The organism is Moraxella oblonga NBRC 102422 (assembly GCF_001598275.1).
Lineage (GTDB): Bacteria > Pseudomonadota > Gammaproteobacteria > Pseudomonadales > Moraxellaceae > Moraxella > Moraxella oblonga.
This window is the reverse complement of record NZ_BCYQ01000008.1, coordinates 1-26,220: the sequence shown is the minus strand read 5'-3', so window position 1 is coordinate 26,220 and position 26,220 is coordinate 1. Positions and strand designations below refer to the sequence as shown.

Sequence of the window (26,220 nt, the reverse complement as noted above, 5' to 3'; positions counted from 1 at the left end):
AACCTTAGCTTAGGGTTTGTTTTTTTATGTTTAGATATTTTTAATTACTTTATTTAAAATATTTAACATTTACTAAGTATCTGCTGTCTTTTACTCATTAAAATAGACCCCAACAAAAGCAATCTTGCACTTATGTTTAAAGACACATAACCCATATAGAGAGAATTTTATGAAACTTATCAAAATCCTAACCCTAAGCCTTGCCCTTGGCACAACCACCGTCAGTGTTGCCCATGCTGATTATGATTATGATGACCGTATTGAGGCACAAATTTACCAAGATGTGAATTTTGATGCCAATGTCGCCAAAGCTGTCAAAATGCTAGAACAAAAAGGCTATACCGTTGTAGATGTTGAGGTGGATACTCATTTTGGCAAGCCTGTTTTAGATATTGAGGCACGCAAAGGCTATGTAGAATATGACATTAGACTAAGCTATCCTGATTTGCGTATCCTAAAAGAAAGGGCTGATGACTGATTTATCAAACCGCAAAAGCATTCACTTTTGCGGTTTTTTCATTATAATCGTACAGGAATACCTTGATTTGCCATAAACTCTTTTGCTTGACGAACCGTATAATCCCCAAAATGAAAAATACTCGCCGCAAGCACGGCATCTGCCCCACCTTTTAATACACCATCAGCAAGGTGTTGCAAATTACCCACCCCCCCAGAGGCAATCACAGGAATATTCACCAAATCACTGATGGTTTTGGTTAATAACAAATCGTAGCCTTGTTTGGTGCCATCACCGTCCATACTGGTTACTAAAAGCTCGCCTGCCCCACGTTTTGTCATCTGCACCGCCCAATCCACTGCATCCACCCCTGTTGCACGCCGTCCGCCATGCGTAAAAATCTCAAAACCAATACTACCATCAGCTTTCAGCACTCGTTTTGCATCAATAGACACCACGATACACTGACTACCAAAACGTGCCGAAGCTTCATTGACCAAATCAGGATTGGTGAGTGTGGCAGAGTTAATCCCCACTTTATCCGCCCCTGCATTGAGCAGGTTTCTGATATCCTCTATTTTGCGTACACCACCACCCACCGTGAGCGGGATAAAAATATTTTTGGCGATTTGTTCTACCATATGATAGGTCGTTTCTCGTCCATCGGAGGTGGCGGTGATGTCCAAAAAAGTAATCTCATCTGCCCCATCGTCATTATAACGTTTGGCGACAACCACAGGGTCCCCTGCATCTTTGATGTCTATAAAATTCACCCCTTTGACCACTCGTCCATTTTCAACATCAAGGCAGGGGATTAGGCGTTTGGCTAGCATGATTTTCTCCGTTGATGAATGAGTGTATTTTACACAATCTTGACCCAAAATTAAACCCACCACCCAAATCCCATGCTCATACCTATAATTTATATGGGTATATTTTTAAGATATTTGGTACTTTTGTAAACTTTTTTATAAAAAATACCGTACATCTTAAAAATATCAACGCTCATATAAAACTTGTGCTATAATGCATGCCCATTTAACCACAGACTTTTATCCACATATTGGAGGAATATCCGTGAAATCCATATTAAAAATCATCACATGGCTGGGTGTTATGACGCTAACCTTAGGCATGATAGGTTGTGATAATAACAAAGAGCCAGTACAAAGCACGCCTGCCAAGAAACTACCCATCATCAGAGTCGTTACTGATGGAGAATCTCCACCCATGAGCTTTGTAGATGAACATGGCGACTTACAGGGCATTGACATTGACATCATTCGTGCCATTGGTGAGCAACAGGGTTTTGATGTAGAAATCAGCCGTGAGCTGTTTGATAATATGTTTAAAGGGTTGAGTAGTGGCAGACATCATGTTGCCATAGGCAGTCTATCACTGACCCCAGAGCGCGCCAACAAATACAACCCTACCGAAACCTACCTACACAATCCTGCCATCGTTCTACATAACCAATCCTCAAAGCTAAACGAACTTAGCCAAATCAAACCGCTACGTGTGGCAACCACAAAAGGCACAATGTACACCGACATCGCTGAAAACTTACAACCTGCCAAGCATTATGTAACTAACACCAATTTTCAAAATTACCAAGGTCTACTTTTAGACCGTTTTGACGCCATCTTGGGAGACAAATATATCTTAGAATACATGCTGGCTCGCCACCCCCATAAACCACTCCACAGTTTTGAATATCAGATTGGTGATGGCTCATCTGCCAACATGGTGTTTTATGTTGGCAAAAACAACCAAGAACTACTAGACAAACTCAATCAAGGCATTCGTCAGCTTAAAGCCTCTGGCAAAATTGATGATATTGTCCAAAATTATCTGAGCAAAGCACACTAAGTTGCCTCTTCCCTAATCTTGACAAACCGCCCAAATTTGGGCGGTTTTTTATGGTAAATTTCATCAAAAAGTTTTAAAATAACACCTGATTTTTTACCCATAAAATAGATAACATTTAAAAGTGGTCTTTATGAAAAAATGTCTTTTTATCGCTTTGTTGCTCACCACCCCTGCTTGGGCTGGCGACTGGGTGTATTTGGGCGAAACCAAGGATTATAAACATTATTTGGATAAAGATAGCATCCACATCAAACGCTTTGCAGATGGTGAACAATATGTCAGTGCGTGGATACGAGAAGATTTTAAAACCGCCAAAAAGTCAGCAAGTGGCAAAACCTATTGGCAAAACAAAATTCTTTTTCATTTTGACTGTGCCAATCAAAAATGGGATTTTAGTCATTTAATGCATTATGACCAACAAGGTAATGTGGCAACAAATAAAACCAATCCCATCAGCTTTCGTAGCTCACGGGCATGGCAAAATGTTGCCCCAGATACAGCAGGCGAAACCAAGTTCACTATAACGTGTCGGTTGGTGGCATTAAATAAATGACCATCATCAATCCAAAAACAAACCACTGATGAGCAGTGGTTTTATTATTGGCGGTTTTTTATGGTAAATTTCATCAAAAAGTTTTACAATAACCCTTTTACTTTACCCATTTTAAGGAAAAATCATGTCCGTCTACACTCACTTATCTGATGATGAATTTTTTGCGTTTTGCGGTTTGTTTGGCGTTAAATTCAAAAAAGCCACACCCATTACCCAAGGGATTAAAAATTCCAATTGGTTTATTAGCACAGATAGCGACAAAGACGGCGAACACTCCTATGTCTTTACGCTCTATGAAGAGCGAGTGCCTGATGACATTATCAAAATGGCAACCATTATGCACGCCCTAAAAGACAAACTACCCATCGCTGTACCAAAAATCAAACTTACCGCCAAAGGGGCAAATATTGGTGAAGATTGTGTAATGCGATACGAAAATAAGGCGATTTTGCTTGTACCAAAATTACAGGGCACGCACCCAACCACCACCGATGAGATGATGTGTCAGCAAATGGGCAAAGCCCTTGCCACCTTACATCAAACCTTGCAAACACTACAACCTGCCGAAGATTATGGTGTGCCACTCTATGACTGGGCAAGAGTCAAACAGCGTGAAACCGCCTATATGCCAACCGATGAAGCCAAACTGATGAATGATATTTGGCAAGCCTATGATAATCTGCCCAAAGATTTACCAAAGGGACTTTGTCATTTGGATATGTTTGCTGATAATTCGTTATGGGATTTTTCTAATACACCAACTTTAACAGGCTTGCTTGATTTTACCGAAGTGTCGGTTGAATATTATTTGATGGACATTGCCATTACCATCAATGATTTTTGTACCACTTGGGGCAATGCCGAAAATGGTGAAAGTGTTGAATTTAATCCTCAAAAAATGCACGCCTTTATCAAAGGCTATGACAGCATTCGCCCATTAACCGATAATGAAAAAAATGCCTTACCGATAATGCTGGCATATAGTGCCACTATTTTTTGGTTACTGCGATTAAATGTGATTTATTATAATAGAGAACAAGGACGAACAGGCGATGACATTATGGTCAAAAACCCCGATTTGATGAAACGGCTGGCAAGTTTGCATTGGGGGAGAGTGTGAGTTTTCAGTCAAGTAAAATTTGGTTGGATTTTAAAAATCAACTGGCTTTATTAAAAAGTCGTGGCTTAATTATTGATGATGAAAAAATCGCCATTCATCATCTACAAAATATTGGCTATTATAGGCTGGCAGGCTATACCTATTCCTTTCGTCAAATCATTCCCAACAATACGCCAGTAAAACGCAGTCATACCTTCGTCAAAGACAGTTACCTAAAAGACATTATCAATCTCTATCAGTTTGATAAACAATTAAGATTATTTGCTTTTGAAGCCATAGAACAAATTGAAATGTCAATCCGCACCAATATTGCTTATACACTAGGCAAAAGACACCCCAACGCCCACGAATTAAGCGAACATTTGGACGCAAATTTTTGTAATCGTTTTGGCAAAAAACAAGGGAAAAAAGACTTATATAGCCAAAAATCCGATCATCATATTTGGTTGGAAAAGTATGACAGTTTGGTTAATCGTGCCAAAAAACAAGATTTTGTTAGACACAACCTTGAAACTTATGGTTGTTTGCCCATTTGGGTAGCGTGTGAAATTTTGGATTTTGGAGCATTATCAAGATTATACAGCGGATTAAAATATCAAGACCGCCAAAGCATCGCTCAAAAATATAGAACAACGCCTGAATTATTATCGCAATGGTTAAGAAGTCTTAATTTTATTAGAAATGTTGTTGCTCATCACGGTAGATTGTGGAATATTAATATAGTTGACCGTAGCAATTTATCCGCCAGCTTTCCCAATAATGCTTTGGCACAACAATTAGACAACCAAAAACCATTTGCTTATTTTTATTTAATGGCTCATTTGGTTGAAATCATCAGTCCACAATCGGATTGGAAAATAAGATTGATTGAACTTTTAAAAAAATTTCCGACACCCAAAAATAATGTAGTAACCTTACAAGATTTTGGCTATCTAATTAGCATTCAAAATCACCATTGGTGAAAACAAGAAAGCCCCAGATTACCGTTGTCCAAAACAAAGGGACGAGGCAGGGTCTGGGGGCGTATTAAGAGCTATTTTAATGCAAATTTGCATAATTTGTCAAGCAATATTACACAAAAAGAGTAAAAAAATGTGCCAACTACTTGGAATGAACTGCAACACCCCCACCGACATCGGATTTAGCTTTACAGGCTTTCGCCAGCGTGGGGGCTTGACCGACCACCACGAGGACGGCTTTGGCATTGCCTTTTTTGAAAAAAGCGAGTCAGGACGCATCGGACTTCGCCAATTTCACGACAACAAACCAAGCTATCTATCGCCCGTTGCCGATTTGGTCAATCACTACCCCATCAAAGCTATGAATGTCATCGCCCATATCAGAAAAGCCACCACAGGCGAAAAATCCAACCTTGCCAACATTCACCCCTTTGTACGAGAAGTATGGGGCGAGCAATGGGTGTTTGCCCACAACGGTCAAATGAGCCAAAGTTTCATCGCTCGCACAGGGCGACTGATGAATAATGGCAATGCCGAACATTATTCACCTGTGGGGGCAACCGACAGCGAACTGAGCTTTTGCTACCTTCTAAACCGCCTAAAAGCCACCTTCAAAAGCCGTCCGTCTGATGAAGCCTTATTTGCCTTTTTGACCGCCCAATGCCGTTATTTATCCGCCAATGGGCTATTTAATTGCCTAATTTCCAATGGCGATTGGCAATTAGCCTACGCTGGCAGTTTGTTGTTTTATCTCACTCGCAAAGCCCCTTTTGGCGAAGCGGTATTATCCGATGGCGAAATGAGTGTGAATTTTAATGATTTAACCACCAACAAAGACAAAGCCACCATCATTGTTACCATTCCTTTGACCGATAACGAAAAATGGCAACAATTAGCCGTTGATGAATGCGTGGTCTTTAAAAATGGCGATGTGATTTTTAAAGAAACACCCAGCAAAAAAACCTATCTTTCCATTGAGGAGGGTCTTAAAATTGCAAGAGCAGTTGGAGCAAGTGTTTAATAAAAACCATGACACACAGCCCATCATTTGCTATTGACGTGTCAGAGAAAAAAAGGGGTAAGGTAGAGCTTTTAAAAGAAACTTATAAACTTCTTTTAAAAATCCAAAAAAGCATTGGCATAGGCTAAAATTTAAAAACCAAATTGGAAAGGGCCGATAAAGTTAGAAAACATCAAAAACCACGTCATCACCACAAGAAAACATGGCAATACCCATCACCATTGGCATTATGAGTTATGATGGATTTAAATATTGATTGATTATCATTTACTATTTGATGGTTTTGTTTTATACTAAGCAACTCTTTATTATTACAGGGATTTGTTATGTTTTATCATCACAAATATTTGTTGTGCTTTTTATTATTCGTTAGCCAATGGGGATTTGCCATCTGTCAGGATAACCGTGCGTATGACATCGCCTGCCTACGCACCCATTATGCCAAACCAACTGCCCAATGGCAACCTCCCACCATTGATGAAGGCGTAAATTGGACGGAGCTTGCCCCCATTACTCATACTCCTGCTCCTTCCACCCCTCTTACCGAGCTTGGCAAATCCTTATTTTTTGAAAAAGCCCTATCATCAAACCAAACAATCGCCTGTGTCAGTTGCCACGACCCAGACCATGCCTTTGCCGACCCACGCACGGTATCGCTTGGTGTTTTTGATAGGCAAGGCAAACGCAACAGCCAATCATTGTCATATCTAGGGCTTGACGCACCCACATCGCATGGATTTTTTTGGGACGGACGAGCAAACACACTAGATGAGCAAGTACTCATACCTCTGACCGACCCCAACGAAATGGACATCACACTTGATAGCGTACCGACACGTTTGGTGAGTGCAGGGTATTTGCCAAAATTTCAGGCGGTTTTTGGTGAACATCTAGCCGACATTGACATCAGCCAAGTTGCTCACGCCCTAACCACCTACCTACACACGCTCACGCCCACCCCTACACGCTTTGATGATTTTTTAAATGGCGACCCCACCGCCTTGACCGACACCGAGATTTTGGGTTTGCACTTGTTTCGTACCAAAGCTCGCTGTATGAATTGTCATTTTGGGCAAGCCTTGACTGACAACCAGTTTCACAATCTCAACCAAACCTTAGCAGGTCGCAAATGGCAAGATTTTGGCAGATATGCCAACACCGACAACCCAAGCGATTTTGGTAAATTTAAAACCCCATCACTACGCAACTTATCTGTTTCAAAGCCTTGGTTTCATCATGGATTATTTGTCAATCTGCGTGGCGTGGTGGCGATTTATAATCGTGGCATGCCCCTACCCCCCACCAAAGATGCCCCACCCATCGCCCACGAAGACCACTTAGACCCACTCATCAAACCGCTAGGGCTAAGTGCTGACGAAATGGACGCTCTGACGGCATTTTTGATGACTCTTTAACATTATGTTACAATGTAAATTTTTGCAAATAAATGTTACCCATTGACATTTTTGGATAAATAAATAATAATTATCATTAAGATTATTATTAATGATGAGAGATGCCATGACGACAAAACCCACTTTCCTTATCATATCTATGATGATAGTCATCAGTACGTCTGCCTATGCCAACGACCAGTCGCCCCATGTTGAGCTTGACCCCATGTCTATCACCCTAAGACACATGACAGGCAAAACCACCCAAACCCAACAACAACTCACCAACGCTCCCACCACCAACAAAACCATCAGCGAAACCCTAAAACAGCACCCCAACGTCCAATTTGACAAAGCTCATCGCCGTGCAGGTAAGCAAGGCGAGCTATCGGCAGGGGATTTTAGTATCAATGGAGCGTTGTTTTATGATAACAAAATCCTACTAAACAACATCAACGTTGCCAACACCATCAACCCCGCAGGCAATGGAGGCAACCCATCTGCCACCGATTCTTTGCCAGCCAGCTCCCAAGACATCACAATCAACACGGACTTGTTGTGCAACCTAGAAGTCCTAGACAGCAACATCTCTGCCAAATATGGTAATTTTGTTGGTGGGGTGGTTAAAGCAAACACTTGTCGCCCCACCAGCGATGTTGGCAAAATTCATGGGAGCATAAGCTATGATTACACCAGTAGTGATTGGGCAAAATTCAACCCTGTATCACAATCTGAAATTGATAATTTTGAAGACAACACCAATGTCAATTACCAAAAGGATTTTAAAAAGCAAGGCACATCTCTAAACCTACACGGCAACCCCACCCAAAATCTTGGCGTGCAACTATCTGCATCTCATCGCTGGTCGGACATTTACCTAAAATCTCGCCTAGCAGACGCACGCCCCTACAACCAAACACGCCAAGCTGATAATATCATGCTTGGGCTATACTACGACATCAATGATGATAACCAAGTCAAATTAAACCTAAGCCATGCCACCACAGGCGGAGAGTACTACCAAAATAACGTTTTGGGCAGTCGCATGGACATCACCACCCAAGTTAATGCTTTTGATTTATCCTTTGAACACACTCTAAAAAAAGCCGTTTTGACACATGGGCTGACATACAGCCAAAAAGAACAAGCTCGCACCACTGACGCCAACCAATCTGTTCCTTGGCGGTCATCACCTGCCAAAAACTGGGGAGTTGCAGGCGTGGTAACGGAAGGAACAGCAGGGTCTCCCCTAGAACATCGTGGCAAAACCCTAGAATATCATGTCAAATCTGTCTTCAATCCCTACCAAAAAGGCTGGTTTGGTTATCAAGCCACACTAGGGGCAGACCTAAGCAAACAAACCGCCGACTGGCATCGTCCCCATGATTTTTATCAATATTTTGCTCCCAATGCCACAGGAGGCAACGGCACAAACTGCGTGCGTACAGACGGCACGACCGACCCTTATTGCGACCCCACGTACGAACGAAATGGCAGAGCTGTTGGGCAGTTTCATGTTCGTCGTACCTACAACCAAGCAGGTAAAATTGACATCAACCAAACAAGTTGGTCAGCTTATCTTGAAAACCAACTAAGCTTTGGTAACTATCTAAAAGTCAATCTTGGCGTACGTTTTGACAAAGACAACCTAAGCCGTGATGATACGCTTGCCCCACGCCTAAGTGCCACTTATTATCCATTTGCCAATGACAAACTGGCGATTGATGTCGGCTACAACCGCTATTATGGACGCAACGCCTTTAACACCGCCCTCCAAGACGGTATCAATAAACTTAGCTGGACACAAACTCGCACCAACATCAACAGCGATTGGGTAACAACCACAAATGCCCTAAGCTCCAACACCAGTCGCAACACCCTTGCTACGCCCTATGCTGATGAAAAAGTATTGGCGTTATTTGGTAAAGCCTACAACACCGCTTGGCAACTTAAATATGTAGAGCGAGACTACAAAGACCAAATCCGCCGTTACCGAGCCAGCCTCTCACCCCTTGTGTGGTCTTATGACAATTTGGGGCAAAGCCATGCCAAAAATTACAGCCTAACCCTAAACACCCTAAAACCGCTTGACATAGCAGGGGCAAATCATCAGTTATATTTTGGGGCAGATGTCAGCGATGTTTATCGTAATTTTAACGACTATGACGACAGCACCTTAAACGAAGAAAAATATGTCCTATATAACGGTCAAGTCATCGCCAATGTAGACAGACCTGCTGACAACTACAACCAACCTAGAACCTATCGGCTAGGAGTGAATAGCCAATTTCACAAAATCCCGCTCACACTCACCAACACCCTACGCTATCGCACCGATTATGAGGCCACCGTTGGTAGTCGTTTGCCTACCGCCGAACAGTTTTATCATGACGGTGAACTGGTACGCACCGCCTATCGCCCCGCACACATTGGCGGTGCGTTAGAATGGGACGCAAAAGCCCAATATGCGTTCGGCAACCGCTACCAAACCATCTTGGGCGTAACGGTCAATAACGTCCTAAATCGCCAAAACAAATACCTAAACGGCTCATCACTAGAATCCGAAATTGGACGACAATATTTGGCAGAACTAACCTTTAAATTCTAAACAAGAAACTCCCAACTTGGGAGTTTTTATTTGGGTAAAAAATTTGATAAAATATGTCATGCTCTTTTAGATTGATTGCTTTATGACAACTTTCATTGATGATTTTTACACCATTGACCCAAACCAACTTTGGCTGTCTCCCTATTTACCCATTCATCAGGCATTTATGGATAATGGCGACATACCGCTTTATACATGGCTTAATACTTATTTTGATAAGCATCACATTCATCTGACCAATCACCAAAATTCTCCTTTGTCATTTACTCACCAAAATGATTTGGAACATGGCATAGCTTATGAAACGCACATTGGACAATTTCACAAAATCCCCACCAGAGATAATCTACACGACTGGTTTGGCGCGTGTGTATGGTCAATTTTTCCCAAAACCAAATCCCTACTTAATGCCAAACATTTGGCATATATAAATCAAAATAACACCGCCAATAAAAGAAACCGAGTGCGAGATACCATTACTGTTTTTGATGAAAATGGTGCGATTTTAGTGGTGAGTGATGATGAGATTGGTACGCAGATTGGGCAGGCACTGGCTGTTTTTGATTGGCAACATTGCTTGGTAAAACCCAGACAGTATTGGTCGGATTATAAAAACGACAAAGATAAAAAAGCCAAAGTATTTATATTCGGTCATGCCCTCTTGGAGCAATTAATAAAACCTTACAAATCCCTATGCAGTCATACAGTCATTATTAAAGTTAATTCATCATTTTTTAAACAATCATTACAAGAACAATTAGTCATTTTGGATACAGAATTAGCCAAAATCATGAATGAATTATTAAGCGATGATGTAACACCACGCCAACTAAATCCTTTACCCATTTTGGGCGTACCTTATTTTTGGGAAAATGACAACCCCATATTCTACGATGACCCTTTTGTTTTTAGAAATGGACGCAAAAAATAGGAATTGCCATGCATCAAGTTGCCTTGATTTTACATTTATTTGGAGCCAGTATTTGGGTGGGCGGTCATTTGTACTTACTTATTCGGCTTATGCCAAATTTTGTCCGCCAAAATGACATTAAGGGCTTTTTAGCCTTTGAAAAAAGCTATGAACCGCTTGGTATGACCGCCCTTGCCATACAAATCATTACAGGACTTTATATGATGAATGACATCGCCCCATTTAGACTATGGGGTGAGCCCATGGGTTTTTTGACCGCACTCATTCATGGCAAGCTGACATGGCTTGCCCTGACTGTCATCACCGCCCTACATGCACGGTTTAGGGTAGTTAAACATTTAGAAAATGGCACATACACCAACAAAACTCTGACCGTCATGCACATTCATGTGGGCTTAATTTGCCTTTGGAGTGTGGCATTCGTAATTACAGGGGCATTGTTTCGTTGACTTTTCATCAAATAGAAATTTCCCATGCCTTTAAAATATGGTATAATTTTTGCAGTATTTTAGGTATGTTGGATTTTAATTTTTAAAATCATTAACATCAACACCAACAATTCATCACAGGTACACACCATGAAACACATCGCCATTGTCGCTATTTTAGCCACTGCTTTGACAGGCTGTAACGCCATGACCAGCATTGCTGACAACATCACCAACAAAAAAAGCACATTCTCTCAAAGAGATAACACCATTTATCCAACCGTAGACGGTAAAAAAGACAGTGAGCCTGCCGAATTTGGCAAAGCCAAATACAGTATCGCTCCTGCTCAACCAGAAGCCCAAGAAGCCCAAGAATTTGCCGAACAACCTACCGACTACAACTACAATAATTATGGTGTTATCTACGGTCAATAACCCACTCATAAAAAACGCCCGTATTTATGGGCGTTTTTTGTTATCTTGTAAACCGCTTAATCTTTAACATCTGTTTTGACACCCTCACTTTGTGTTAAGGCTTGGGCATTGCGTGCATCAATCTGTGCCATACTGGTGGCTGGCACAAACTGCCCGTTATTGACATCTGTACCACGCTTAGCATGTTCGGTCTTTAATGACTTGGCAACCTCTGGAGGCATATAATTTTCGTCATGTTTGGCGAGTACTTCGCTGGCGACAAACGTGCCATTTTGGAGTTTACCTGTTGCCACTACGCCCGAATTTTCGGCAAACAAATCAGGCAACACCCCACGATAAGTAACAGGCACAACTGCCTTAAAATCGGTTACTTCAAATTGAATATTTAAAGGGTCAGCAGGATCACGTCTGACCGACCCTGCCACCACCATACCCCCTGCACGAATGCGTTTATCTTCTGGGGCTTTGCCAGTGGTTATGGCAGTTGGGTCAAAATAATAATCGGTCTGCTGACGAATGGCATACAACATAAGCCCCACAGCAACTGCCACACCAATGAGCATGGCAACGACCCACATGAGTTTTTTTTGGCGAGCTGAATTCATAAATGTAGCCTAAATTTAGGAAGTTTTTGTAGATTTGTTGAGTTGTTGGCGTTGTTTGTTGGTAAGTCTTGTGGTATTTTGGCGTAAATTTTTAATGACTTTTTTACGTTCATCAAAAACATACCAAATCAACCCAAACATGAGCAAAAACGTAATGCCATAGCTTACCCACACAAACGAACCATGTCCGTTCATGTGGATAAAATCTTGAAAATTATTAAAATAAGGGGTCATTGCTTGCTACCTTTTTCTTTGCTGGCTATTTTTGACCGTTGAGCCATTTGGCTACCCATGCTTTGTTGTGTTCACGTTGCAAAATGAGTGAATTGGTGCGATAAATGGTAAGACCTGCCACCAAAAAATACACACCCAATATCATGATAAGTAGTGGCACCCACATACTGGCAGGCATTTTTGGGGCGTTGGTTACGGTAAAAGTCGCACCTTGATGTAGGGTGTTCCACCATTCTACTGAATATTTGATGATTGGCAAATTGACCGCCCCCACAATAGAGAGTATGGCAGCTGCCCTACCACGATTTTGGCTATGCTCAAAAGCACTAAACAACGCCATCACGCCTGCGTATAAAAACGCCAAAATCAGCATAGAAGTCAAACGTGCGTCCCACACCCAGTATGTCCCCCATGTCGGCTTACCCCAAATAGAGCCTGTAATGAGCGACAGTACACACGCTATAAAGCCCATCGGAGCGACTGCTTGAGCGACAATGTTGGCGGTTTTGATTTTCCATACCAAAAAAATCACCCCAAGCACCGCCATTGCCAAATAAACACTCATGGCAAGGCTTGCCATCGGCACATGGATAAAAATAATGCGATAGCTGTTGCCTTGCAAATAGTCAGGCGGTGCAAACAACAAACCCCACACCGTCCCAGTCGTCAGTAACACAAAAGCGATACCTAAAAGCCACTTTACCCAAGACGAAAAAATCTTGAAAAAACGCTCCGTCCCCACTGTGGTCAAAAACCCCTGCCATAAACGCCCAAAAAAACCAAGTTGGTTGTTTTTTGGGGCATTTTGAATGGCAGAAGGTTCAGAAAAATCGGACATGGCACACCAATTTTATTTTTTGATAAATTGGTATGATTATACCATGATTTGCTAAATTTTCACAAATTCGCATAATGATAAAATATTTTTGATGATTTTTAAAAAAAATCTATTGCCTTTTGGGGGTGTTTGGGTTTTAATATAAGATTACCAAAAAATTTTAAAAAAAATTATGAACACCACCACCGAACGTCCTATTATCCTTGATTTACAAGACATTCACAAAAATTTTGGCTCACTTGAAGTTTTAAAAGGCATCTCTTTGACCGCTCATGACGGTGATGTCATTAGCATTCTTGGGTCAAGTGGCTCTGGCAAATCTACTTTTTTACGCTGTATTAACCTGCTTGAAAAACCCAGTCAAGGGCGGATTTTTATTGGCAATGATGAGTTGATTTTGACTCAAAAAAAGGGGGAGCTGGTCGCCAAAAACCCCAAACAACTTGAAAAAATGCGTGCCAAAATCGGCTTTGTTTTCCAAAACTTTAACCTATGGCCTCACAAAACCATCCTACAAAACATCATTGAAGCCCCCACCCAAGTCCTAAAAACCCCAAAAGACGAAGCCATTCAAGAAGCCGAACGCCTACTGGCTAAGGTGGGTCTATCCGACAAAAAAGAGGCTTACCCTGACAACCTATCAGGCGGTCAGCGTCAGCGTGTCGCCATCGCTCGGGCATTGGCAATGAACCCACAAGTCATTTTATTTGACGAACCAACTTCCGCCCTAGACCCAGAGCTTGTCAATGAAGTGCTGGCGGTTATCAGAGAACTGGCAAGCGAGGGTCGCACGATGCTCATCGTAACGCACGACATGAGATTTGCCAAAGAAGTCTCAACCAAAGTCGTCTTTTTACATCAAGGACGTATTGAAGAAATGGGTACGCCCAGCGAAGTTTTTGACAACCCAAAATCAGAGCGAGTGCGTGAGTTTATGGCATCGCACCGTTAATTTTTTATTCTTATAAGGAACATTTATGACACACTTCAAATCCGCCCTAAGCGTCATGGCTCTTAGCACCATGCTTGTTGCCTGTGGTGGTGAACAATCCACCAACGCCCCAACAGACACCGCCAAACCTGCTGGCGACAGAACACTTATCATCGCCACCGAAGCCAACTATCCCCCCTTCAACAACATGACCGCAGACGGTAAAATTGTCGGTTTTGATGTGGACGTGATTAATGCAGTATGCACCGAAATCAAAGCCAAATGCGAAATCATCGCCCAAGATTGGGACGGCTTACTTCCTGGTCTTTTAACCCAAAAATACGATGCCGTCATCGCTGGTATGTCCATCACCCCAGAGCGTCAGGCACAGGTGGATTTTAGTGAGCCATATTTTGCCAACACCATCGTATGGCTTGCCAAAAATGACGGTTCATTTGACCCAAACAATGTCAAAGACAAAATCCTAGGCGGACAACGTGCTACCACAGGATTGGATTATATCAGCCAAAAATATGACGGCAAAGACGGCAACCGTGTACAAGTGTATGATACCTATACCAATGCCTATCTAGATTTAAAAGCAGGACGCAACCACGCAGTCATGGCAGAAAAGGTATCAGCAAGCGACTGGCTCAAAGACAACACCCCCACATTTGGGCTGATTGGCGATGAGATTGACAACAACGACAACTTAGGCATTGCCGTGCGTAAGGGTGATCCTTTGAAAGCCGAATTTGACAAAGCTCTTGCCACCCTAAAAGCCAACGGCACACTTGCCAAACTTGAAGAAGCCTCATTTGGTACTTCATCTGCCCCTAAATAAGGAACATCATCATGAACATCAAATACCTAAGCGTGGTTTTGGGAACAGCCCTTTTGGTGGCGTGCGGTGGTGAAAAACCTGCCGACACACCCACCAATAATACCGCTACGCAAGGCGAAACAGTGATTCACATCGCTACCGAATCAAGTTTCAAACCTTTTAGCTATCTTGACAATCAAGGAAATACAGTAGGCTTTGAGATTGATCTTGCCAATGCTTTATGTGCCGAAATGAAAGCCAAATGCGACATCACAAGCCAAGAATGGGACAGTCTAATCCCAAGCCTACACGCCGAAAAATCAGATGCCATCATGGCAGGCATGTCAGTTACACCCGAACGTCAAGCAGTGGTGGATTTTACTGACAGTTATTTTGACAACAAATTGGTTATCATTGGCAAAAAAGGTGAAACAGTTACACTTGATAGTTTGGCTGGCAAAACTGTCGGCGTACAACAGTCCACTCTATCAGCCGATTACCTTGCCAAAAACCAACCCAAAGCCACAGTCAAACCTTATGACAAACAAGACAATGTCTATTTGGATTTAAGTGCAGGACGGATTGACTACATGATGTCAGATTTTGTCCCTGTGTCAGACTGGCTAAAAACAGACGCAGGTGCAAATTTTGAAATCAAGGGCAGTCCTATTGACATTGATGATAAGGTTGCCATCGCCATTCGCAAAAATGATGCCCTAAAAGATAAATTCAATACCGCACTTGCTACCATAAAGTCCAATGGCGAATATGACAAACTAATGGCAAAATATTTTAGCCAAACAGCCAGCACCGAAACCACCCCAACACAGCAAACCACCAACTAATCGGTGATTGGACAAAAGGTACTTATCTTTTGTCCAATTTGTTTTATCAGTTTTAACCCATTTATTTTAAAGGATATAAAATGCAACACATGACATTATGTATCGCCATTCTATCCATGATTGGATTAACTGCCTGTGGTGGCGACAACGCACAAACCACCGCCCCCACCGACACCAAGCCCAAAATTACCACCCTACAAATCGCCACCGAAGGGGCATACGCCCCCTTTAACTACACCACCAATGATGGTAAATTGGCAGGTTTTGATGTGGATTTGACCAATGCTCTGTGTGCCAAAATGAATGTTACTTGTGAGGTGGTTGCCCAAGATTGGGACGGCATCATACCTGCTTTAAAAACAGGTAAATACGATGCCATCGTCTCGGCAATGTCCATCACTCCAGAACGTTCAGAACAAGTTGCATTTAGTGAGCCTTATTTTGCCAACACGCTCGTTTTTATCGGACACAAAGACAAGCCCTTTGATGACAAAAATACCGACACCCTAAAATCCCTCAAAGTCGCCGCCCAAAACTCCACCATTGCCAGCCAGTGGTTTAGTGCCAATTACCCTGATGTCAAAATCCAGCTCTACCCCACGCTAGACGGAGCATTCATGGATTTGGGCAGTGGTCGTGCTGACATCGTCATTAGTGATAAACTGCCTGCCGTGTCGTGGCTCAAAAGCGATTTGGGTAAAGATTTTGCCCTAAAAAGTGGTGACATTGACATTAATGACCGTTTTGCCATTGCCATCAATCCAAACGACACTAAGCTGTTGGGTGAATTTAACCAAGCTCTAGCCGACATCAAAGCAGATGGCACTTATGATAAATTGGTAGTGCAACATTTTGGTGAAGCAATGTTGGACAACTTGCCCAAATAGCTTAACTTTACAACCACCTCATAAGGTGGTTTTTATTATGCACAAATTTGCTTAAATATTATACTACTGTACACTGATAATCTTTTGTGCATTTGCCTAATTTTTGGTAAAATAGTCGGTTTGACAACCCCACAAGTCCATTTTTATTTTAAGGCTTTTTTGTGATAAACCTACACGGCTACGAAAATCTCATTCTACAAGGCACATGGCTCACCATAAAATTGGGTGTGGCAAGTTTACTATTTGGCTTGGTCTTTGGGCTGATTGGGGCAAGTGCCAAACTTTCTAGGATTTGGATTTTACAAAAAATTGCCCAAGTATATACCACCGTTGTGCGTGGCTTGCCCGAGCTTTTGGTGGTATTTGCCATTTATTTTGGTGGAGGGATTGTCGTGTCCGCCATCGCCAAAAGCATGGGTTATCATGGGCGGATTGATATTGGTAGTTTTTGGCCGGGTGTGGTGGCGTTGTCATTCATGTTTGGGGCGTATGCCACCGAAGTGTTTCGTATGGCAATAGGAGCCATTCCTATCGGTCAATGGGAAAGCTGTCAAAGTCTGGGCATGACACGAATGCAGACGTTTTGGCGGATTATTTTTCCCCAGATGTGGGTGGTTGCCCTACCTGGTCTTGGTAATCTCATGCTAGTTCTACTCAAAGATACCGCACTCATCTCACTCATCGGACTGCATGAGCTAACCTATGTAACGTCCCGAGCAGGGCAAACAACCCAAGAGCCATTTACCTTTGCTATGGTGGCGGCGGTCATGTATTTAGTTTTGACAGCGGTGGTTACGGCGGTCATCGGCACGGCAGAATGGTACATCAATCCATCTGCACGTTACGCCAGAAAACAACAAGGGGCAAAATCATGAACTGGAACACCCAAGCAATTTTTACATATTTTCCCGAATTGTTAAAAGCCTCCATAACCACTTTGGAGCTGGTGCTACTGTCTAGTGCCTTAGGGTTGGTACTGGGCGTGATGTTGGCACTCATGCGACTTTCCAAAAACCCTGCGATGTGGTTTTTATCATTTTTATACATCTATTTTTTTCGTGGCACGCCCCTACTTGTACAAATCTTTTTGATTTATTATGGGCTTGGTCAATTTGACTTCATCAAAAACAGCTTTTTATGGACACCTGTACTAAGCCAAGCCTATTGGTGTGCCATCATTGCCCTCACCCTAAATACCTGTGCCTACGTTGCTGAAATTGTGCGTGGTGCAATCAAATCAATCCCACATGGCGAGCTTGAAGCCTCTGACGCTTTGGGGCTATCGCCTTTTACCAAACTCACTCGCATTATCCTACCTCGTGCCTTTGGAGTCATGCTCCCAGCATATAGTAATGAAGTGATTTTTATCCTAAAAGGTTCGGCACTGGTTTCAACCATCACCGTGGTAGATTTGATGTATACCGCCAAACTCATCATCGCCAAAACCTACATGACACTTGAAATCTATTTTACCGCAGGGGTTATTTATTTACTCATGTCGTGGATGTTTTTGGGGATATTTCATCAAGTGGAGAAATATTTTAATAAACACAAATTTTACAAAGCCACATAAAAAGACCGCCTTTGGGCGGTTTTTGTTTTGTATTTAGGGCAACTGGCAATTTATTCTTTTAAAACACCATCAACATAACATCCATTATTTAAACCTTGAATGCTACCATTGACATAAAATTCAAAAATCTAAACCAAGTCAAACTGCGTTCAAACCCTGCTTCACTTAGCCGATAAAAATGTGTAGCTTCATCATCGGTGATAAGTACATTTTCTAAGGCGTTTCTTTTACCACTGATTTCAAGTTCACTATACCCATTAGCTCGTTTAAAATCATAATAGCGTTCAATTAGCCACGCATTATTTTGCTCATCGGTTAAATGGGTTTTTTCGGTTAAAATTAAAATACCCCCCTTTGATAAAGCGTTATAACATTTTTTTAATAAATCCAAGCGTTTTTCTGGTGATAAAAATTGCAAAGTTAGATTTAAAATAATCATGTCGCATTCTTGTAAATCTAATTCACAAATATCAGCTAAAACAAAATCAATCTGATGGGCAGGATAATGCTCGGTTAATACTGTTTTGGCTTTATCAATCATTGGGGCAGAAATATCTACCGCAATGATTTGTAATTCATCAGGATTGAATTTGTCCGCCAATGCAAAACTCACCGCCCCCAAAGAACACCCCAAATCATAGATGCGACTGACCTTTTGCCCCTTATCGTTCGTCTGGCGATAGGCACAATGACGGCGAGCAAAAATAGGAAGCATGGCAAGCATCTGCCCATAACCGGGTACGCTACGTCTTATCATGTCAGGAAAACAGGCAACCACCGTTTCATCAAAGGAAAAGCGAGCTGACTTATCAAGGGGGGTGGTAAATAGCGTATCGTGATAATTTTTAGTCATGTTTGAATAATTTTGCTTGCAAATTTGCCAATTTTTGTTATTTTAACATTTTAATCCAATAAAGTGGTTATTTTATGCAAACAATTATCTTAGGTGGTGGCTGTTTTTGGTGTACAGAAGCAGTATTTTTAAAAGTAAAGGGCGTACAGGCGGTAACTTCTGGTTATGCAGGTGGTCAAGCTCATACGGCAGATTATGAGGCGGTATGTGGTGGTGATACTGGTCATGTGGAGGTTATCAAGGTGGATTTTGATGATAAGGTGATTGATTTATCCACCATTTTAGATATTTTCTTTGTCATACATGACCCCACCACCCTAAACCGTCAAGGCAATGACATTGGCACACAATACGCCTCTGTGATTTTTTATCACAATGACGACGATTTGCCCATTATCCAACAAAAAATCAATCAACTAAAAGCGGACGATATGGCTGTCGTAACTCGTGTAGAAAAAGCCCCACCCTTTTATGTAGCAGAAAGTTATCATCAAAACTTTTTTGCCAAAAACCCCACACAAGGCTATTGTAACTTTGCCATTCCACCAAAATTAGCAAAGTTACGTGAGAAATTTACCCAATAGCTCACGACTTAGAGTTAATATTGTATAACTTTTGTAACAATTCTTAAATTAATCTTGTAAAATATCTAGATTTATGTACAATCTTGGATAGATAATCTGCAACCTCAGTCTCAGAAGGATTTTTTATGACACAGATTAATGATGTTTGTATGAATGATTATTATATTAATCATTCATACAATACAACCTCCCCCCCCCCCCGAACTTCTAAGCCAAGACTCCACTACTTAGTTGTATTATTGTGCTTTTTACATACAACTGCTCATGCTGCCACCTCAAATGAGGGACAACTAGGCGTAAGCATTGAAAATCACCTGTATGACTGGAAAGGCGAGAACAACCTCAAAGGCTCTCAGTATGTTACCCCTGTTAATATCACTTATCAAAAAGGAGCATTTAATGCAGGGTTGCGGCGTGCTTACATTCAATCCGCCAACAAATCACCCAACCAACGTGGTGAGTTGTCTGGTTGGAGTGATACCTCCGCCAGTCTAGCCTATACACTCAATCAAGAATCCAACCTACCCATTCGCCTAAATCTATCCGCCAACCTTCCTAACGGCAAAGCTACGCTGTCAGGCGATGAGAAAAATGCCATCATGGATGGCAACCTAGTTTGGCAAACTCGTTTGGGTGAAGGTCGTAACATCACGCCTGGCATCAATATCGCACATTCATTTACTGACAAAGATACAATTGGCTTTGGCATCAGCAAGATTTTTCGTGGCGAGTTTGACCCCAATGCCGACGTTGAAAATGATGAAATCAACCCTGGTGATGACACCATTGCCACTGTACAATACACTCGCACAGGTCAGCGTGGGCAGATGTCACTTGGCTTTACACACCAAAGCTCGGGTATCACAACTCGTGCAGGCAAAGCCTACTACCAAAAAGGGCATCTGCGCACCCTAGATGCCAATGGTCAATACGCTCTCACACCCAACCAATTACTGTATGGTGGATATAGCTACTCCTACCGCCAAAAAGATAAATACATCAACAACCTCACAGGAGATTTAGAGGCGGAGCAGTTTAACAGTAATGGCGGTTCGCATTGGTTGAATGTTGGTTATTCTTGGTATTTTAAAGATAAACACAATGTTGGTACGTCGGTGGATTATCTTAAAATCAAAAGCAACAGCTACGACCAAATCAACGCCCTATATATACCAGCCCGCACCAAAGTTGGTGTCGGTGCAAATTATCAATACCAAATCACCCCACAAGCTCAACTATCACTTTCAGCAAAACGTTTTAATATGAAAGACGACCCCACCCCCTACTTGGACAAACAAGAATATCGTGGGTGGAATATGTTTGGTAGTTTGGGTTATCAGTTTTAATTATCAGTCATAAGGATTTTCAACATGAACAAATTTAAGTGCCTGCCTTTGTGCATATCTATTTTTCTTATATCAGGCATAGCCTCAGCAAAAATTACAGGGTTTCGCCACACACCATATAATCCTGCAAGCTCTGCCGAATTCATAGGCAATGACACCCTTAGAGGTGGTTCGGGTGTACAAGCCAATATTGACAAAAATGGCAACATTGCGTTTTCAAATGGCACATATGGTGCAGTCATGGCATACATTCATGACGAGAAGGGCAATGTAATCAAAGAAATCATCATTCCTCCAGCAAATCAAGATAAATTCAAATCTATGTATGATGCCATAGTTAAAAAATCCATACCCAATCTAGGTAGCCTTGCAACTGGAAAAACTATATATAGTGAAATTCAATGGTATGATTCGCCAGATTTTAAAATATCCACAGAAATAAAAGCCTCTGATTTTCCAAAAGGAGGAGGAATTAGTTTTGCAAATGGAACTCCTCAAACGATTATGGCAACTGTATTATCCGCACATTTAAAAGGGTACTCCACTCTAGCAAGTGCAGTTATCAAAACAAACAATAATAGTTCATTTGCCTCATTCCTTGCCCAAGAAATATTGTCGGAAGCAGTTACAGATATAAGCTTAATTAATGAGATCTCTTTTTTAATACAAAATGGTCGCTCTAAAGATATTGGGCTGGCTGTTACAAACTGGCTTAAATTAAATGGACATAATATTGTCCTAACAGCAATACAAAGACACATCAAGGATGATACAACTTTACAAACAGAACTTGTGGATAAAGTAACAGATGTACTAAAACCATTAGAATTGACTTCAGATGCCCTAACAACGGCAGATCAATTTATTGAATTAGTGGAACAAGCTGCTACTGGACCAAAAATATTATATTTTAGCTTACCTTATGAGGGGGACTATTTCACCAATGATTTTTACTACTTCAATTGGAGTAATACCGCTTTATCCAATCAACCAGATATGCGTTGGACTCCACAAAGAAATCAACATGATGATAATTATGATAAAGTAAGGTGGTACAACCCATTGAGTTGGGGATATGTATCTGATGGTTTTCAAGCTGAGTACGCAAGATGGAGTCTTGACAAACACCCCGATCGCATACCTAAATCACAAACCTGCAACGACAACCCTAGGCCAATGATTTGTAAGATCAATAACGACAATATACTGACAAATACTTGGCGATACACACAAAATGGTACTTCCCACTTTGGTGTTGCCAATAATACATGGTGGCTTAATAAACCTGCTGATAAAAATCAAAACGCACGCCAAACAATTCAAGAAAACCCCTACCTAGCCAAAGGTAGTATGACGTTAGAGGCTCCTGCTGATATTGTTCTGCGTTGGGGTAATCACCCTGCCGACCTAGACTCACATCTGACAGGTCCAGTTCGTGCTAACTCATCAGAACGTTTTCATATTCATTTTGAAAACAAAGGTAGTCTGACAGGCAACCCAAATGCCATGCTATATCGTGATGATACTTCACATGGTGCAGGCAGTACCAACCGTCCAGAACAGACACGCATTAACGTTACCCAGCCTGGTGTATATAATTTTTATGTACATGATTTTAGTAATAAAGGCAGTCAAAACAGCAAAGCTCTATCCCAATCAGGAGCGACTGTTACTCTATATTCGGCAGGCAATCGCAATCTACCAGAAGGCAACAACTTAGGCAAACAAGTAGGGCGACCAATCCCTGTACCTAAGGATAAAGTCGGTACAGTCTGGCACAGCTTTGAACTTGACACCAGACGTAATACACTCACCCCTAAAGATACGATGAGTAACGATAGAAACATCATTAAGTAATGGCAAAAAAATAATGGGGCTTACGCCCCATTATTTTGATGAAAATATCTCAATCACTACGAAAGTAAGCACTCGTAAACCAAATATTACACTATTATTGCCAAATCATTGTTTTTGGCAATAATGCTTTTTATTTTGGCAAAAATTTTGTAGTATGGCTTGCTTTTGATAAAATTTGAGAAAATATCATGAAACCCCTAAAATTACTTAGTATTTCTACCCTTGCTCTGTTTTCTACTCATGCCTTCGCCAATGATTTACCCAATCTATCAAGCAGTCATTTTCATTCTTGTTTGACCAACCTAAAAAGCACGCCTGCTTTTCGTTCTGTGGCTCATACCCTAGAACAGTATCGCCCTGCCGAGCCTGACCCTACGGTGATTCGCTCACTCAACTACCAACCTGAATTTAAAAAAGACCCATGGGATTATCACGCCTCACTGGTGGACAGTGAGCGAGTAACAGATGGTTTACGTGCCAAAGCCCAAATGGCAGACACCCTAAGACGCATTGAAGCCCAATATGGCGTAAAAGCAGAACATGTGCTTGGCGTATGGGGTGTGGAGAGTAACTTTGGGCAGACATTGGGCAAAAAAGATTTGTTTACAAGTCTTGCTACCCTATCGTGCTTTGACCGCCGTCAGTCATACTTTCGTGGTGAATATGCCAACGCCCTAAAAATCGTCCAAAATGGCGACATTCGCCGTGAAGATATGACAGGCTCATGGGCAGGAGCATTTGGACAAACACAGTTTATGCCCAGCACCTTTTTAAGATTGGCGGTGGATTTTGACGGCGATGGTCGTAAAGATTTGGTAAACAGTAAAGCGGACGCACTTGCCAGTACTGCCAACTTTTTGGCAAAAAGTGGCTACCGTCAAGGTGAGCCATGGGGCTATGAAGTCAGACTAAACGGCTACTCTGGAACAAGCGGACGCACCAACAAAAAATCCATTGATTACTGGCGAAATATGGGATTGACACTTCCTGATGGTCGTCCCCTACCCTATGATATGGCAAGTGCAGGACTACTACTCCCTGCTGGACGGCATGGACCTGCGTTTTTGGTGGGTAAAAACTTTGATGCTTTTTATAGCTATAATGCGTCCGAAAGCTACGCCCTAGCCATTGCTCATTTATCTACCTTGTTAGAAACAGGCAACACCAACACAAGCTTTGCCACTCCATGGCCCACCGATGACGCTGGTATTGGCAGATACGAAGCCAAACAAATACAGCAAGCCCTCATCAATCACGGCTACGACATTGGGGCGGTAGACGGCATTATTGGTGATGGGACACGCCGTGCAATTATGGATTACCAACGCAAAATGGGCGTACCTGCCGATGGGCGTGCAGGACAAAAATTCCACCGCCTCATCATGAGCAATCAAGCACAGTCTAGCTATCAGCCCAATTATCAGCCTGTGCAACAAAACTACCAAGCACCACAACCTGTTTACCAAAACCCTAGCATTCAAATATCTAGGGGGCAACTTCATCACAATAACACTCATACTAATGGCAATCATCGCCCTGTTATGCTACGCCGTGTACAAAATGCGGACGGCTCGATAAGTTATATACCAGAATAACAACATCAACATAAAAAACCTAACTGTTTGTTGGGTTTTTTAACAATTGTTGTTTATAAGCAACCGCACTCACATTACAGTTAAGTATACTCACCAAACTATAAATCCAATACGGTTTTGTAGGGGCAAGTTGCAATTCGTCCCTACGGACAATGGCTCATTTTGTATTATTTTTTAAATTTGTTTTGGTATAGATACTCAATCACTTATACTCAATTCATGCCATACTCATTCCATCTTGGACAAATCTAGCTTTGGGTCAATCCGATAAATCAGCACCACCCCCACTGCCACCAATGTGGTGATGACAATCCCCAGTTTTAGCACCGCACTCACATCAAACAAACTTAGAAGCAATCCTCCAAAAATCCCCACGCTAAACTGCAATGCCCCTTGCATGGCTGATGCCATGCCAGCTCGCTTTTTTTGGAATGCCAGTGCAATGGCGGTGGCGTTGGGCTGGGTGAACCCAAGCCCTGCAATACAACAAAATACCGTCATAAACACCAATGCGAAATACGCCTTTGACCCAAAAATAAGCCCTAATAACAACAAACAACCTCCTGAAATAAGTTGCATAAACGCCCCAAATCTGAGCAATTGAACAAGGCGAAATTTGCCCGTCAAGTACTGGTTGACCTGTGTCATGGCGATAAAACCAAGTGCATTTGTTCCAAAAGCAATGGCAAACTGCCTTTCATTTAACCCATAATTCACCATAAACAGTTCGCTTGATACTGACAAATAAATAAAAAATGCCCCTTGAAGCAACCCACCTGCCACCGCAGGTATGATAAATGTTTTGTCTTTTAACAAATCCAAATAACCTAAAAAAGTTTGACTTATAGGACTGGTATTGCGGTTTTCAGGTTTGAGCGTTTCTTTTAAAAAGATTTTTGTCAAAATCAGATTGAGTACGCCATATCCTGCCAAAAACCAAAATAACACACGCCAGTTGGCCACTTGAAGTATCAACGCCCCCAAACTTGGTGCCAAAATCGGTGCCAGACCCATGACAAGCACCATCAGGCTAAATGCCTTTGCTCCTTGTACAGGGCTTAGCGTATCACGAATAGATGCTCGTGTTACTACTGCTGTTACGCACGCTCCCAATGCCTGCACTGTACGAGCCACAAACAACATCAGCTCATTTTGTGCCAACGCACAGACGATAGATGCCATGATAAAAATCGCCATGCCCACATACATCGGCAGTACTCGCCCCACACGGTCAGACAGAGGTCCATAGATGAGCTGACCAAACACCAACCCAATAAAATAAAATGGCACAGATTTTGACACAGTCGCCACCGCCACTCCAAAATCGTCCGCCATACTTGGCAAGGCAGGCAAATACATATCAATGGCAAGAGGCCCTATGGCAATCATCAGTCCCATGACCATGACCCAAAGCGTGGGAAAAGGGGTAAGTTGAGTGGTGTTTTGTATTGGCTTAGTCATTATTTTCTCGGTG

At 42.0% G+C, this 26,220-nt stretch carries 27 protein-coding genes; 21 read left to right on the top strand and 6 right to left on the bottom strand.

Annotated elements, in window-relative coordinates:
* Positions 1 to 169 precede the first annotated feature (169 nt).
* Entirely contained in the window at positions 170 to 478 is a 309-nt protein-coding gene (locus MOB01S_RS02585; RefSeq protein WP_066801147.1) for a PepSY domain-containing protein, read from the top strand.
* A gap of 41 nt (positions 479 to 519) precedes the next feature.
* Here MOB01S_RS02585 and hisF read toward each other — a convergent pair whose 3' ends face one another.
* Positions 520 to 1,290, bottom strand: a complete 771-nt coding sequence (gene hisF / locus MOB01S_RS02580) for an imidazole glycerol phosphate synthase subunit HisF (RefSeq protein ID WP_066801144.1) — start codon at positions 1,288 to 1,290, stop codon at positions 520 to 522.
* Positions 1,291 to 1,534: 244 nt separating this feature from the next.
* Between hisF and MOB01S_RS02570 the strand changes: the two genes are divergently transcribed.
* From MOB01S_RS02570 to MOB01S_RS02525, 10 genes are all read left to right on the top strand, one after another.
* A complete protein-coding gene (locus MOB01S_RS02570) occupies positions 1,535 to 2,326 on the top strand; it encodes a substrate-binding periplasmic protein (RefSeq protein WP_066801140.1) in 792 nt (263 codons plus the stop codon).
* A 130-nt stretch (positions 2,327 to 2,456) separates the two neighbouring features.
* A complete protein-coding gene (locus MOB01S_RS02565; protein ID WP_066801137.1) occupies positions 2,457 to 2,879 on the top strand; it encodes a surface-adhesin E family protein in 423 nt (140 codons plus the stop codon).
* Between the two features lie 124 nt (positions 2,880 to 3,003).
* On the top strand, positions 3,004 to 3,999 hold the full coding sequence (locus tag MOB01S_RS02560) for a homoserine kinase (protein WP_066801135.1): 996 nt from the start codon (positions 3,004 to 3,006) through the stop codon (positions 3,997 to 3,999).
* Positions 3,996 to 4,961, top strand: coding sequence for an Abi family protein (locus MOB01S_RS02555; protein ID WP_066801132.1), 966 nt, complete (start codon positions 3,996 to 3,998; stop codon positions 4,959 to 4,961). The genes MOB01S_RS02560 and MOB01S_RS02555 overlap by 4 nt, the downstream gene beginning before the upstream one ends.
* Before the next feature lie 130 nt (positions 4,962 to 5,091).
* Positions 5,092 to 5,979, top strand: a complete 888-nt coding sequence (locus MOB01S_RS02550; protein ID WP_066801127.1) for a class II glutamine amidotransferase — start codon at positions 5,092 to 5,094, stop codon at positions 5,977 to 5,979.
* Between the two features lie 326 nt (positions 5,980 to 6,305).
* A complete protein-coding gene (locus MOB01S_RS02545; RefSeq protein WP_066801124.1) occupies positions 6,306 to 7,394 on the top strand; it encodes a cytochrome-c peroxidase in 1,089 nt (362 codons plus the stop codon).
* A 106-nt stretch (positions 7,395 to 7,500) separates the two neighbouring features.
* A complete protein-coding gene (locus tag MOB01S_RS02540; RefSeq protein WP_169798111.1) occupies positions 7,501 to 9,981 on the top strand; it encodes a TonB-dependent receptor in 2,481 nt (826 codons plus the stop codon).
* A gap of 82 nt (positions 9,982 to 10,063) precedes the next feature.
* Positions 10,064 to 10,912, top strand: a complete 849-nt coding sequence (locus MOB01S_RS02535; protein ID WP_066801120.1) for a DUF3025 domain-containing protein — start codon at positions 10,064 to 10,066, stop codon at positions 10,910 to 10,912.
* 8 nt (positions 10,913 to 10,920) lie between these two features.
* A complete protein-coding gene (locus MOB01S_RS02530) occupies positions 10,921 to 11,361 on the top strand; it encodes a CopD family protein (RefSeq protein ID WP_066801118.1) in 441 nt (146 codons plus the stop codon).
* A 129-nt stretch (positions 11,362 to 11,490) separates the two neighbouring features.
* Positions 11,491 to 11,775, top strand: a complete 285-nt coding sequence (locus tag MOB01S_RS02525; protein WP_066801116.1) for a hypothetical protein — start codon at positions 11,491 to 11,493, stop codon at positions 11,773 to 11,775.
* 56 nt (positions 11,776 to 11,831) lie between these two features.
* Here the strand turns inward: MOB01S_RS02525 and ccmE are convergent, their stop codons facing one another.
* The 3 genes from ccmE to MOB01S_RS02510 are packed head-to-tail and all read right to left on the bottom strand — an operon-like array spanning position 11,832 to position 13,452.
* Entirely contained in the window at positions 11,832 to 12,380 is a 549-nt protein-coding gene (ccmE, locus tag MOB01S_RS02520; RefSeq protein ID WP_066801113.1) for a cytochrome c maturation protein CcmE, read from the bottom strand.
* Between the two features lie 15 nt (positions 12,381 to 12,395).
* Positions 12,396 to 12,614 carry a heme exporter protein CcmD gene (gene ccmD, locus MOB01S_RS02515; RefSeq protein ID WP_066801110.1) on the bottom strand — a complete coding sequence of 73 codons (219 nt, stop codon included), beginning with the start codon at positions 12,612 to 12,614 and terminating at the stop codon, positions 12,396 to 12,398.
* A gap of 25 nt (positions 12,615 to 12,639) precedes the next feature.
* Positions 12,640 to 13,452, bottom strand: a complete 813-nt coding sequence (locus MOB01S_RS02510; protein ID WP_066801098.1) for a heme ABC transporter permease — start codon at positions 13,450 to 13,452, stop codon at positions 12,640 to 12,642.
* 172 nt (positions 13,453 to 13,624) lie between these two features.
* Between MOB01S_RS02510 and MOB01S_RS02505 the strand changes: the two genes are divergently transcribed.
* From MOB01S_RS02505 to MOB01S_RS02480, 6 genes are all read left to right on the top strand, one after another.
* Complete coding sequence (locus tag MOB01S_RS02505) at positions 13,625 to 14,404, top strand: ABC transporter ATP-binding protein (protein WP_066801096.1); 780 nt, start codon at positions 13,625 to 13,627, stop codon at positions 14,402 to 14,404.
* A gap of 25 nt (positions 14,405 to 14,429) precedes the next feature.
* Positions 14,430 to 15,227, top strand: coding sequence for a transporter substrate-binding domain-containing protein (locus MOB01S_RS02500; protein ID WP_066801094.1), 798 nt, complete (start codon positions 14,430 to 14,432; stop codon positions 15,225 to 15,227).
* Between the two features lie 11 nt (positions 15,228 to 15,238).
* Complete coding sequence (locus tag MOB01S_RS02495) at positions 15,239 to 16,051, top strand: transporter substrate-binding domain-containing protein (RefSeq protein WP_066801092.1); 813 nt, start codon at positions 15,239 to 15,241, stop codon at positions 16,049 to 16,051.
* 80 nt (positions 16,052 to 16,131) lie between these two features.
* Complete coding sequence (locus tag MOB01S_RS02490; protein ID WP_066801090.1) at positions 16,132 to 16,938, top strand: transporter substrate-binding domain-containing protein; 807 nt, start codon at positions 16,132 to 16,134, stop codon at positions 16,936 to 16,938.
* Positions 16,939 to 17,099: 161 nt separating this feature from the next.
* Positions 17,100 to 17,813: an ABC transporter permease gene (locus MOB01S_RS02485; RefSeq protein WP_066801087.1), complete on the top strand. Its 714-nt coding sequence runs from the start codon at positions 17,100 to 17,102 to the stop codon at positions 17,811 to 17,813.
* A complete protein-coding gene (locus tag MOB01S_RS02480; protein ID WP_066801084.1) occupies positions 17,810 to 18,511 on the top strand; it encodes an ABC transporter permease in 702 nt (233 codons plus the stop codon). The genes MOB01S_RS02485 and MOB01S_RS02480 overlap by 4 nt, the downstream gene beginning before the upstream one ends.
* Before the next feature lie 88 nt (positions 18,512 to 18,599).
* Here MOB01S_RS02480 and cmoA read toward each other — a convergent pair whose 3' ends face one another.
* Positions 18,600 to 19,364 (bottom strand): carboxy-S-adenosyl-L-methionine synthase CmoA, encoded by a 765-nt coding sequence (gene cmoA, locus MOB01S_RS02475; protein ID WP_066801081.1) that lies wholly within the window; start codon positions 19,362 to 19,364, stop codon positions 18,600 to 18,602.
* 74 nt (positions 19,365 to 19,438) lie between these two features.
* Here cmoA and msrA point away from each other — a divergent pair, with 74 nt between their 5' ends.
* The 4 genes from msrA (at position 19,439) to MOB01S_RS02455 (ending at position 24,746) form a co-directional block, all read left to right on the top strand.
* Positions 19,439 to 19,948, top strand: a complete 510-nt coding sequence (msrA, locus tag MOB01S_RS02470) for a peptide-methionine (S)-S-oxide reductase MsrA (RefSeq protein ID WP_066801079.1) — start codon at positions 19,439 to 19,441, stop codon at positions 19,946 to 19,948.
* Between the two features lie 125 nt (positions 19,949 to 20,073).
* Entirely contained in the window at positions 20,074 to 21,294 is a 1,221-nt protein-coding gene (locus MOB01S_RS02465; RefSeq protein WP_066801076.1) for a porin family protein, read from the top strand.
* A gap of 24 nt (positions 21,295 to 21,318) precedes the next feature.
* Entirely contained in the window at positions 21,319 to 23,151 is a 1,833-nt protein-coding gene (locus MOB01S_RS02460) for a hypothetical protein (protein WP_066801073.1), read from the top strand.
* Between the two features lie 188 nt (positions 23,152 to 23,339).
* Positions 23,340 to 24,746 carry a lytic murein transglycosylase gene (locus tag MOB01S_RS02455; protein WP_084349583.1) on the top strand — a complete coding sequence of 469 codons (1,407 nt, stop codon included), beginning with the start codon at positions 23,340 to 23,342 and terminating at the stop codon, positions 24,744 to 24,746.
* A gap of 228 nt (positions 24,747 to 24,974) precedes the next feature.
* On the opposite strand, the gene MOB01S_RS02450 is transcribed toward MOB01S_RS02455, so the two are convergent.
* Complete coding sequence (locus MOB01S_RS02450; RefSeq protein ID WP_066801070.1) at positions 24,975 to 26,207, bottom strand: multidrug effflux MFS transporter; 1,233 nt, start codon at positions 26,205 to 26,207, stop codon at positions 24,975 to 24,977.
* Positions 26,208 to 26,220 lie beyond the last annotated feature (13 nt).